The sequence below is a fragment of the Nitrosomonas europaea genome, from assembly GCF_900167395.1.
In the GTDB taxonomy this organism is placed as follows: Bacteria; Pseudomonadota; Gammaproteobacteria; order Burkholderiales; family Nitrosomonadaceae; genus Nitrosomonas; species Nitrosomonas europaea.
This window is the reverse complement of sequence record NZ_FUWK01000061.1, coordinates 1-9,508: the sequence shown is the minus strand read 5'-3', so window position 1 is coordinate 9,508 and position 9,508 is coordinate 1. Positions and strand designations below refer to the sequence as shown.

Genomic DNA, 9,508 nt, shown 5'->3' with positions numbered 1-9,508 from the left:
TACGTCGGTTTGCATCTATCAGAGCTTCAACACCTCCTGTTTCCACAGCTGCCTGATAGCGATAGAAAGTATCGCGAGAAAAACCCATCACCTTACAGGCACGGGATACATTGCCAAGCTCAGCTGCCAGATTAAGCAAGCCAATCTTATGTTTAATGATTTTATGATGAACACTGCTCATGGGATTACTCCTTTACGCTTTCGCGTTTGGTTGATAAAGATTCGCACCTCTATCAAACCGGGTAATCCCACCTCTTGGCAAGACCTGCTGTCAGATCAAATCTGAACTACTACAATTTATAGGCAATCCGGAGTGGCAGATCTGTCATGGCGTAGTGAACAAACTGTTGTCCAAGTTCAGTAAGGACATACTGATCTTCCTCGTCAAATGCCGAGGTAAGAGTCTTCGTTCCACCTGAACGAGCAGGCGACTTCTTCTGCGTGGATTTGGCGACGAAGTTGCCGTAGTAGTCAGTTTTGCGGTGTTGCCGGATGACGCCACCGGTACTGAGGTCTCGAAACAGCAATTTGTACAGGTCCGCGTCCGCTGAATCTTCGCGAACACGGCCCTTTCCAATTTTTTTCCAGATTGCACCACGAGTGATGCCCCCCGAGTTGTAGATGGCACCAATGACCTGAAAGTGAAGTTCTGAGTACTGACCAATCCAGTCGATGAACATGCGTACAACATCGTCGCTAGAGAGGGTTGAGGCTGCTGCGTTGCTCAGAATATTCCGGATGAGAACGCGCTTCTCCTCACTCTCCACCCCAGCCCAGTCTCGAAATGTTTTCTTAACAAGAGATTGAAAATCCTTGCTCTCGACTCGTGCCGCAATCTTTTCATCATGCAAGTCCAGCCGGGCCATAACTTCGAGAACTGTTGCTTCCTTCTCTCGAATCTCGTCTTCCAACATGCGAACCCACTGCTCGAAGAATCTATTGACCTTGGCCTGCTCACGCTCGGACCATGCGCCTGCCAGAGCTGACAGTAGGCCGCCGACCAGCGGCACAGCCCCCCCGATGACTTGTAAGGTTCCACGCGCAACTTTCTTGGCGTTGCCTTCGTCAGGGATGCCGTCTTCGGACGGTAGATTAGTGTCATAAGTCATTTGTGATACCTAATGTCCATATACCACTGGCGAGGCGTAGTTGTATCTGAGACTTGTATTTATTAGGAGCCATGTTTAGCTAGAACTCAACTCTAGCTCATTGAAAATTTGCATTGGCTCTTCAGGCTGAAGTGCCCAACGGTAGGCAGGGTGAACCTCCCAATCATAGCCAAACTCTATAAATTTATTCGACAAGTACCTATTTTCTTCAAAATATTTTCTATCAATGCCTGTAGGTATTTGTTTCCGAGCTGTAATGAAGTTTATTTTATACAAGAATGCTGCCAGTTCTTTAGTGTCAACCTGATTTCTATTTGCCCAGCGATATTTTCCTTGCTCTTCAATTGCTTTTATTTTTTTCAGTAATTGGTCTGTCGTATATACATAGCCTTGTGATGCTTTTCGCTGAATCTTTGTCGGCCTCATACCAAGAATTAGCTTTTCAATTTCAGGAAGCTCGGAACGATATTCGTTGATTGTATCTTGTAGTCTACCCTGCGAATATTCTTCAAAAATATTTTCTAAATGATTTGTAGTAATCCGCTCTGCGTCTTTTGTTCTTGCTTCTCTACCTGCCAAAGTTAGTAGTTTGACTAAATCACGAGGACGTTTCCTGATCAAAGACATTAATACCCTGTACGTAGGAGCATCTCTCCAATGCCCTTTTCCTGTAAATTTCTCTTCAATTATGGGAGCAAGGTATCTCATTAATTCAAGTTGATGCTTTTTCAGTAGTTCAGCCTCATCTACTTCTCTACCAAAGTAACTCTCAATCCTCTTGACAAGTAAAACCAAGATCTCATGATTAGTCCATGAATACCAGATTACTGAACCTTCTGTTTTGTCAGTTGATTCATCCGATGTGCGCGCCAAATAGTAAACATCAGATCTCAAGCTCACTCTAAAGTAAATGCCTCTATTTTCAGTCGATATATCTCTTACAGCATTTAATAGTGCAGAAATTCTCTGTATATCGTGCTTGCGGCCTTGCCAGCCTCTATCTAGGTCATCGATATAAACTGAAATTTTGTTATTTTTTAGAAAATCACGCAGGATAGCTTCTTTTGAAGCAGTCAAACTAACCTTGCCCTCTAGTTTTAAGGTTGAAGATAAGAAATCTAACGCTGTACCACCATACTGATTTAGCTTTCCTCTCCAACCCTCGAAAAGCATACCAAATGAAGTGAGGGCTTTTTGTGTGATAATTGCATTAATTCCTATTTTCCAATCTCTTATAAGCTTTAGAAAATCATCGGTATCTTCTCCTATGCCGATAATATCATCGGGCTTAATTAAAACCGTAAGCCTTTTATTTTCTGTCTCCTCATCAATTGCAACTTGGAAAAGGGCTGACTTACCTATGCCTTTATGACCAACTATTATCCGCAACGGAAGATCGTTAACGACTTGAGAATACACTTTACTTTTAAAGTAGTAATCTTTTAGCCTTTGAGGGTCTTCATCTTCAGCTGCTTCGTGGCCAAATAACCTTTGTAATTCGTATTCATTAAATTCCATATTTTTCTCTTTAAATACCCTGATATCCAAGGTCTCTAACAACTAATTACATGGTTTTGCGTATATGTTTCATACTCTTGTGACTATTGGTGACAAAGTGGCTTAGTTTTTTAAGTTTTCTGGTTATGTAACGTTATCGTCCTCATTTTGTGTGAATTCAATAAAAAACGACTCGCCACATTGAGCTGAAAACAGACTATCAGGACCGTATGGGCTGGTTCAAGGATTTCTCGATCAGGGTGCGCAGCCCGGTTTCAAATTTATTCAGCCCGTCATTGTTGATCAGGTAGGTGATGTAATGTTCGGAACTGCACAAATCCTGCATCATTTCACCATACATACGCGTGTAGGCACGGTAGTGACGAATTCTGTTTTGGTTATCCAGCATGGATTGCCAATTCTTCTTTGATAGTTGAATATTTGGATAATGCGCGATAGATCGTGCGTGAAGACACGCCGAATTGATCTGCGATTTGCACAGGAGTCATATCGGGCTGACGTTGGAGCAAGTTTTGCATCCGGATGATCTGACCGCGTGACAGTTTCTTCGGCCTGCCCAGATGGGCACCGCGTTGTCGGGCGGCTTCCATTCCGGCTTTGGTTCGCTCCCGAATGAGGTTACGTTCCAGTTCGGAAAACGCATGGCGGATCTGGTACATGCATTTTCCCATTGGCGTGGTGGTATCGATATCTTCGGTCAAACAGCGGAATTCAATCGCGCGGTTTTCGAATTCTTCCAAGATATCCAGCGCATTCTTGAGCGAGCGGAAGGCCCGGTCCATTTTCCAGACCACGAAAATATCACCCGCCTGCAAGCTGGCTAAAGCCTGCTCAAAGCCGGGCCGCCGTTTGGCGGTGGCGGACAAGCCGTGATCTTCAAAAATACTACTGCATCCGGCCAGTTTCAAAGCATCGATCTGAAGATCGAGATGCTGATCCTCTGTCGAAACACGGGCATAACCGATGATGCGGCATGATTTTTTCATTACGTGATTGTGCTGGCTTTCCATTTTCAATCCCTAGACAAAAGGGAACCCTTTTGACTTATCTTCATCACCGTCTCCCGTCAACTCAAAATGGAATAATCACGTCGAAAAGCCAGCAAGATCGACTGCTTTTCCACCAATAAGAAAATATGCAAATTGTGACAAAATGGTTCTCTTTTGTCACAGTGCAAGGCACTGAAAAATCATGGATTTTTCAGACTTTGGATAACAGTTTGGGGAGTATTGTTTATAGTTTTTAGCGGCAGTGCTGCCTTCGCACAGGAGGCATTGCTATCGGCCAAGGAAGACTATATCACTTGCTGGAAACAGCCTTGTGTCGATGTGGCTGGAAGTGAATGGTCAGAAAAAAATCCCAACGGAGTAGGGATTTCTGTCCGTATGGGAACCCAGTCGGGCGTTACGGATGATCAGATAAAGACCGTGCTTACACGGGATTTTAAAAAATTTGGCATGACGAACATCAAATTCTTCTTTGAACAAAACGATGCACCTGCCGCTGGCATTGCGTTTCATGTTCGTGGCGGTACGGAAGGATTATTTTTTATCGACAATGTACGTGAACAGGTTGCCGGTATTGCCAGACGGGCGGCGAACACGAATCCCGTCTTCCAGTAGCTTACGACAAAAATTTCAAAGTAGCTTCGGGAGGTCGTACTTGTGAAAGCGCTTCATCGTGCTGGCTATCACGAATATCACGTACTGACTTTTGTGCGTCCAAATTTCCAGATATACGATCAGTAAATACCATTTCCTCGATATAGCCGCGTTGTTTCATTTCATCGAGAATGTGTTCCTTGCGTTGCGGGCTGGTATCACTGTTATCCAGTTCCGCGACAGCTGCTTTGGCGCTGTTTAAGTGGAATTGCGTCTGCGCCCATTCGGCGTAGTCGCCATATTTCGGGTCGTTTTTGTACTTGTCCTTGATCGTACCGTCCGGGTTCAGCATTTCATTGATGAGATGCTGTTCCAGTCGTTTGCGGTACGCAGTAATGCTTTCATCTGCTTCCTGTTGTGGAATCTCGTCAGCTTCTAGAATATTGAGCGCGAGCTTCTCGCGCCATGCATCCCCGTCACGTTTCTCGAATGATGCAACGAGGCGTTTGACATCGGCTTCCATCTGTTCAATGGAAGCGCGCATTTGTTCAACCAGTTGAACAAACTGTGCTGTCCGGCGCTCTTCGGTCTTGCGTTCTTCGTCTTGTCTGGATTGGGTTCGGCTGGCAACCGGGCCAAGCTCGATCATCCCGGCGATGGAACCGCCAAGCTGGCCGTACAAAATGGCGTGTTCATTTTGAGTGAACTCCATGCGGCGCAGACGGTTGAAGTCTTCGTCGGACAGGCAAGTATCGCAATTCAGAAAAACACTGGTCAATCCGCCAGAAGTCCGCAATTCTGCATCGGTCGGCTTAACCATGGGCGGCCCCGACAGAAAGTTGGGCTACCAGAAAGGCGCGGTATGCTACCGCATACCAAAGGTTCAGAATAATGTAATTATTCTGAACCACTCTCGATGAAATTTCAGGCACACCACGCCCCAATGTCCCTGCCTCCCGGTTGATCTCAAGTTGCGCAAAGTGTTGCCACATACGCAAAATGGCCCTTTTACATTAACAGGAAGGGGTTAATAAGTGGTTAAGTATGCCTATCAAAAAGTACTCTGCTGCTTGCGGTGCTCTGATTACGGGTAATGAGTACAATTTGTTAATTAAAGCAGAGAACATTATTCATAAATACTTATGGACGATAAAACCGGATGGGTTCTTGTCCCCCTCAAAGTCAAGAAAAATGACGGTTTCCACCTGATCCACTACGTGGGGTAGACCCTCCGCAATTTTTCTTGACTTTTTCACGACCGCCTTAGTCGCCCTAGTCGGCAGGGGTTCTGAGCGAGGCAAAGCGCTTTGCTCTGAACCCCAACACCGAATTAGGAGAAAAAGACAATGTGCACCGAGATCAGAATCTATGTTGCAGATTTGGCGGCTTACAACAATGGCAAACTTCATGGTGTCTGGATCAATGCGACCGACGACCTGGAAGCTATCCGGGAACAAGTGAATCAGATGCTGACTGACAGTCCGGAAGACTTCGCGGAGGAATATGCGATACATGACCATGAAGGCTTTGGCGGATTTATTTTAAGCGAGTATGCAGGGCTTGAAACCGCCCATGAGGTGGCTTGCTTCATTACCGAATATCCGGATTTCGGCAGTGAACTGCTGGATCATCTTAGTGGTGACCTGGAAGAAGCCAGAACAGCGGCAGAGGAAAATTACTGCGGCTGCTATCAATCACTGGCCGATTTTGCGGAAGAACTAACCGAAGACACCACGCAGATTCCCGTAAATCTCGTTTACTATATCGATTACGAGCGTATGGCCCGCGATATGGAGCTAAACGGCGATGTGTTCACCCTGGAAACAGGATGGGAAGAGGTGCATATCTTCTGGAATCACTAAAGACCATAGCAAAGCGCTGCAGGTTTCAGCCAGCAGTGCTTAGTTTCTCTGTTTGGAGGGAAAAATCGTGCCGCCGAAATCCTATGGTTTTCGGCGGTAATGGAATCAGGGCCGTAAAATAGAAAAACAGCATTACAAATGCTGTTCGATATCCATACGGCCATGCAAGATACGGATAATCTCAATTTGGTCTTTTCCAGTATGACGGTAAAAAATGACATGTTTACCAACCCCATACTTGAAATAGCCTTCCCGGATATCATCACACGCCCGGCCCAGACCGGGCTTGTCCGCCAGTTCATGAAATGCACGGTCAAGCTGTGTCAGATAGCGGATTTGTTGGGTTTTTCCCCATTCTTTTCGGGTGTAGCGGCCAATGGACAGTAAATCATCCATTGCTTTCTGCCTGAGGATAAACGATCCCATCTAGTCTGCACTTTCCAGCTCATCCAGAACATTTTGCAGGGAATAATCAGCCGGGCCGCTTTGCTCGCCCTCGATCAGGGCACGGCGTAATGCTTCCAGCTTGGCCTCGCGTTCTTCCAGCAGACGCAGCCCCGCGCGGATCGCTTCACTTGCCGAGCCGTAGCGCCCGGCTTCAATCTGATGTGCAAGAAACTTCTCAAAATGCTCGCCCAGCGTGACACTGGTATTTTTTTGTATCGGCATAACCTGCTCCTCAATAAACGCATATACCTAATTATAATATTTATTGGTATAAGAAGCAATTGAAGATTGGTTATGGCCCCTCAGACTTTACTTCCCAAGGGCTTTAATCAGCAAATCTGCAACAGCACCGCCAGAGGCGAGATTCTGTCCAGTGATCAGTCTCTGATCTTCAACAGCAAAAGAAACCCACGGTTCCTCAGCTTTCTTGTAGATAGCACCGCGTTCGACTGGTTCGGTTTCGGTTATTCGTTAATCGACAATGCCTTATTATTTATTCCACGGCACATCCCATTATTTCATAATTTACTTAATTAATTTAATGCTAAATAATGAAAATATGGATAGATTCGCAGCCCTCGCCGAACCGAACCGCCGCCGCATGATCGAGATCATAGCAGCGCAGGGGGAGATTGCCGCTTCGGATATCAGTAATCAGTTTGATATTAGCCCGTCTGCCGTATCGCAGCACCTCAAAGTGTTGCGGGAAGCCGAACTGGTGAAGATGGAGAAGCGAGCGCAGCAGCGTATATATTCTATAAACCCGCAAGGCGTGGATGAAATGTGGGAATGGCTGAGCCAAATGCGGAAATTCTGGAACGAACGTTTTGACGCATTGGATGCATTGCTTTTAACAGAACATAACACACCGAAAGGAAATAACGATGAGCACAACACCAATTGATGCCGAGCTGGACCTCATGCTTAAACGAGAACTGGCTGTCCCTGTAAATTTGGTATGGCGCGGCCTGACCGAACCGGAACTGCTTAAAAAATGGTTTGTTCCAAAACCCTGGAGCATTTCAGATTGCCGGGTTGATCTGCGTCCTGGGGGAGAGTTTTATACGGTCATGCAAGACCCGGAAGGTAATAAATTTCCGAACTCGGGATGCTTTCTGGAGGTTACAGATGAAAAACGTCTGATATGGACAAGCGCCCTGGTAAAAAATTATAGACCCGCCGTACCCGCCACAACGAGCGATAAAGAATGCGCCCACATCGTCATGACTGCCGTAATAGAGCTACAGCCAACATCATCGGGGACCCGGTATACGGCTTGTGCGATGCATAATACGCCAGGACAAAGAAAATTGCATGAAGAGATGGGCTTCCACGAAGGTTGGGGCACAACGATTACGCAGCTTGAAGAATTGCTGAAACAAGAAAAGGCGTACTGATGGCCACAAGAAAGACAGGCAATGACAAAAAGAGAGATATCCGGCGGTATGGTTCATGAATTGCCGGAAGATTTAAAAAAAGCCTTGATTGCCCATCCTGAAGCCCTGGAAACCTGGGAGGATATTACCCCGCTTGCTCGCAATGAGTGGATATGCTGGGTCGAATCCGCCAAGAAAATAGCTACGAGGAATAAGAGAATCAATTGGGGCTGTGAAAGTCTGAGTGAAGGTAAACGCCGCCCTTGCTGCTGGCCCGGCTGCCCGCACCGATAAAATGATCAACAGGAGAATATCCATGCAGAAAATTGCAACATGCCTGTGGTTCGACCACGGCGAAGCGGGCAAAGCGGCAGAATTTTATGCCGCTACCTTTCCCGATAGCCGTGTGGAACGGGTGAATACCGCGCCCGGCGATTTTCCCGGCGGACAGGAAGGCAATGAATTGACCGTTGAATTCACCGTGCTCGGGCAGTCGTTTATCGGCTTGAATGGCGGGCCGAATTTTACCCCTGACCAAGCCGTTAGCTTTATGGTGCTGACCAACGACCAGGAAGAAACCGACCGCTATTGGAACGCGATCATAGAGAACGGCGGCAGCGAGAATAATTGTGGCTGGTGTCAGGATCGTTGGGGTTTTTTCTGGCAGATCACGCCAAAGCGGCTCATGGAGCTGACGACAGGATCAGACCGTGATAAAGCGAAACGTGCTTTCGAGGCGATGATGACGATGAACAAAATCAATATTGCTGCGCTCGAAGCTGCGGTGCGCGAATGAGAATATCATTCAGGTGGGTGAAGACACACGAAAAAAGATAGATACGATTTTATAAATCACAAAAAAGGTTTTTTGATTATGACTTACGTAGATGGATTTGTTTTACCTGTGCCGGAAGGCAAAATTGACGCTTACCGTCAAATGGCAGAAAGCGCAGGAAAAATCTGGATGGAACACGGTGCGCTCCAATACAAGGAATGCGTGCTGGAAGATGCCAAACCGGAAATGCCCGAAGACGCACCTGAAACATGCAAAATAACGCCGTTCGGCAAACTGGCGGGGACAAAAGATGGAGAGACTGTTATTTTTGCCTTTATCGTCTATAAATCACGCGAACACCGGGATGAAGTGAACAAAAAAGTGATGGCCGACCCGCGCATGCAAGAAGCTTGTGATGAAAACAACATGCCGTTCGATCCCTCACGGATGGCCTACGGTGGATTTAAGGCCCTTGTGGATTTATAGATGATCTACGGAGATGAAAACGACACACATACAACGGTATGCGTTAACTATTCAATTCAAAATCAAAGTGTTAAAAATAGATAGCAATTAAATTTTCTGTTCTATGCTGATGCGGCTTGTGCAAAGTCATTCCGAAACATTGTTCCGAGCCTGTCAAACAGGACTTGCTCCATTTCATGAATATGGCTGTGACAGCTTCTGTGAACAGGGAAGATTTTTTTGATACAGTCTTCAAAATATTCAGGTGTAGTAGTTGAGATCTGATCTGACAGTTACCCGATTTGACGAGTGCCTGTTAGATCAGATTCAGTTATTCAATTCGGTAATTTTATCG

16 protein-coding genes are annotated in these 9,508 nt (G+C 46.2%); 7 read left to right on the top strand and 9 right to left on the bottom strand.

All coding sequences use genetic code 11. From position 1 onward, the window contains the following. From B5D58_RS12955 to B5D58_RS12935, 5 genes are all read right to left on the bottom strand, one after another. Positions 1-181 (bottom strand): helix-turn-helix domain-containing protein (locus B5D58_RS12955; RefSeq protein WP_143779594.1); only part of this gene is annotated, 181 nt, incomplete at its 3' end. Positions 182-290: 109 nt separating this feature from the next. Then, positions 291-1,109, bottom strand: a complete 819-nt coding sequence (locus B5D58_RS12950) for a hypothetical protein (protein ID WP_011110894.1) — start codon at positions 1,107-1,109, stop codon at positions 291-293. A gap of 75 nt (positions 1,110-1,184) precedes the next feature. Then, on the bottom strand, positions 1,185-2,627 hold the full coding sequence (locus B5D58_RS12945) for a P-loop ATPase, Sll1717 family (RefSeq protein WP_011110895.1): 1,443 nt from the start codon (positions 2,625-2,627) through the stop codon (positions 1,185-1,187). Positions 2,628-2,826: 199 nt separating this feature from the next. Then, positions 2,827-3,015, bottom strand: a complete 189-nt coding sequence (locus B5D58_RS12940; RefSeq protein WP_041356354.1) for a hypothetical protein — start codon at positions 3,013-3,015, stop codon at positions 2,827-2,829. Further along, positions 3,005-3,613 (bottom strand): recombinase family protein, encoded by a 609-nt coding sequence (locus B5D58_RS12935; RefSeq protein ID WP_041356959.1) that lies wholly within the window; start codon positions 3,611-3,613, stop codon positions 3,005-3,007. The genes B5D58_RS12940 and B5D58_RS12935 overlap by 11 nt, the downstream gene beginning before the upstream one ends. A gap of 243 nt (positions 3,614-3,856) precedes the next feature. On the opposite strand from B5D58_RS12935, the gene B5D58_RS12930 reads away from it, so the two are divergent. Then, on the top strand, positions 3,857-4,249 hold the full coding sequence (locus B5D58_RS12930; protein WP_011110897.1) for a hypothetical protein: 393 nt from the start codon (positions 3,857-3,859) through the stop codon (positions 4,247-4,249). A 1-nt stretch (position 4,250) separates the two neighbouring features. Here the strand turns inward: B5D58_RS12930 and B5D58_RS12925 are convergent, their stop codons facing one another. Together B5D58_RS12925 and B5D58_RS13730 are read right to left on the bottom strand one after the other, a co-directional pair. Continuing rightward, the gene (locus tag B5D58_RS12925; protein WP_011110898.1) at positions 4,251-5,048 is read right to left on the bottom strand and encodes a hypothetical protein; all 798 of its coding nucleotides are present in this window, start codon (positions 5,046-5,048) and stop codon (positions 4,251-4,253) included. After that, complete coding sequence (locus tag B5D58_RS13730) at positions 5,041-5,220, bottom strand: hypothetical protein (protein ID WP_143023785.1); 180 nt, start codon at positions 5,218-5,220, stop codon at positions 5,041-5,043. Before B5D58_RS13730 ends, B5D58_RS12925 begins: the two co-directional genes overlap by 8 nt. Before the next feature lie 354 nt (positions 5,221-5,574). On the opposite strand from B5D58_RS13730, the gene B5D58_RS12920 reads away from it, so the two are divergent. Then, positions 5,575-6,090, top strand: a complete 516-nt coding sequence (locus tag B5D58_RS12920) for an antirestriction protein ArdA (RefSeq protein WP_011110899.1) — start codon at positions 5,575-5,577, stop codon at positions 6,088-6,090. A 132-nt stretch (positions 6,091-6,222) separates the two neighbouring features. On the opposite strand, the gene B5D58_RS12915 is transcribed toward B5D58_RS12920, so the two are convergent. Together B5D58_RS12915 and B5D58_RS12910 are read right to left on the bottom strand one after the other, a co-directional pair. Then, positions 6,223-6,516 carry a type II toxin-antitoxin system RelE/ParE family toxin gene (locus tag B5D58_RS12915; RefSeq protein ID WP_011110900.1) on the bottom strand — a complete coding sequence of 98 codons (294 nt, stop codon included), beginning with the start codon at positions 6,514-6,516 and terminating at the stop codon, positions 6,223-6,225. Next, on the bottom strand, positions 6,517-6,759 hold the full coding sequence (locus tag B5D58_RS12910) for a type II toxin-antitoxin system ParD family antitoxin (RefSeq protein ID WP_011110901.1): 243 nt from the start codon (positions 6,757-6,759) through the stop codon (positions 6,517-6,519). Between the two features lie 319 nt (positions 6,760-7,078). Here B5D58_RS12910 and B5D58_RS12900 point away from each other — a divergent pair, with 319 nt between their 5' ends. The 5 genes from B5D58_RS12900 to B5D58_RS12880 all read left to right on the top strand — a co-directional run bounded on the left by B5D58_RS12900 (position 7,079) and on the right by B5D58_RS12880 (position 9,174). Next, complete coding sequence (locus B5D58_RS12900) at positions 7,079-7,441, top strand: ArsR/SmtB family transcription factor (RefSeq protein WP_078737694.1); 363 nt, start codon at positions 7,079-7,081, stop codon at positions 7,439-7,441. After that, entirely contained in the window at positions 7,422-7,934 is a 513-nt protein-coding gene (locus B5D58_RS12895) for an SRPBCC family protein (RefSeq protein WP_011110903.1), read from the top strand. The genes B5D58_RS12900 and B5D58_RS12895 overlap by 20 nt, the downstream gene beginning before the upstream one ends. Positions 7,935-7,955: 21 nt before the next feature. Next, entirely contained in the window at positions 7,956-8,207 is a 252-nt protein-coding gene (locus B5D58_RS14500; RefSeq protein WP_011110904.1) for a YdeI/OmpD-associated family protein, read from the top strand. A 22-nt stretch (positions 8,208-8,229) separates the two neighbouring features. Further along, the gene (locus B5D58_RS12885) at positions 8,230-8,709 is read left to right on the top strand and encodes a VOC family protein (protein WP_011110905.1); all 480 of its coding nucleotides are present in this window, start codon (positions 8,230-8,232) and stop codon (positions 8,707-8,709) included. Between the two features lie 78 nt (positions 8,710-8,787). Next, positions 8,788-9,174: a DUF1428 domain-containing protein gene (locus tag B5D58_RS12880; RefSeq protein ID WP_011110906.1), complete on the top strand. Its 387-nt coding sequence runs from the start codon at positions 8,788-8,790 to the stop codon at positions 9,172-9,174. Positions 9,175-9,508: the final 334 nt, after the last annotated feature.

Coding starts and splice junctions, on each gene's coding strand:
- B5D58_RS12950 (WP_011110894.1), bottom strand. CDS start 1,109: ATGACTTATGACACTAATCTACCGTCCGAAGACGGCATCCCTGACGAA.
- B5D58_RS12945 (WP_011110895.1), bottom strand. CDS start 2,627: ATGGAATTTAATGAATACGAATTACAAAGGTTATTTGGCCACGAAGCA.
- B5D58_RS12940 (WP_041356354.1), bottom strand. CDS start 3,015: ATGCTGGATAACCAAAACAGAATTCGTCACTACCGTGCCTACACGCGT.
- B5D58_RS12935 (WP_041356959.1), bottom strand. CDS start 3,613: ATGAAAAAATCATGCCGCATCATCGGTTATGCCCGTGTTTCGACAGAG.
- B5D58_RS12925 (WP_011110898.1), bottom strand. CDS start 5,048: ATGGTTAAGCCGACCGATGCAGAATTGCGGACTTCTGGCGGATTGACC.
- B5D58_RS13730 (WP_143023785.1), bottom strand. CDS start 5,220: ATGTGGCAACACTTTGCGCAACTTGAGATCAACCGGGAGGCAGGGACA.
- B5D58_RS12920 (WP_011110899.1), top strand. CDS start 5,575: ATGTGCACCGAGATCAGAATCTATGTTGCAGATTTGGCGGCTTACAAC.
- B5D58_RS12915 (WP_011110900.1), bottom strand. CDS start 6,516: ATGGGATCGTTTATCCTCAGGCAGAAAGCAATGGATGATTTACTGTCC.
- B5D58_RS12910 (WP_011110901.1), bottom strand. CDS start 6,759: ATGCCGATACAAAAAAATACCAGTGTCACGCTGGGCGAGCATTTTGAG.
- B5D58_RS12900 (WP_078737694.1), top strand. CDS start 7,079: ATGCTAAATAATGAAAATATGGATAGATTCGCAGCCCTCGCCGAACCG.
- B5D58_RS12895 (WP_011110903.1), top strand. CDS start 7,422: ATGAGCACAACACCAATTGATGCCGAGCTGGACCTCATGCTTAAACGA.
- B5D58_RS14500 (WP_011110904.1), top strand. CDS start 7,956: ATGACAAAAAGAGAGATATCCGGCGGTATGGTTCATGAATTGCCGGAA.
- B5D58_RS12885 (WP_011110905.1), top strand. CDS start 8,230: ATGCAGAAAATTGCAACATGCCTGTGGTTCGACCACGGCGAAGCGGGC.
- B5D58_RS12880 (WP_011110906.1), top strand. CDS start 8,788: ATGACTTACGTAGATGGATTTGTTTTACCTGTGCCGGAAGGCAAAATT.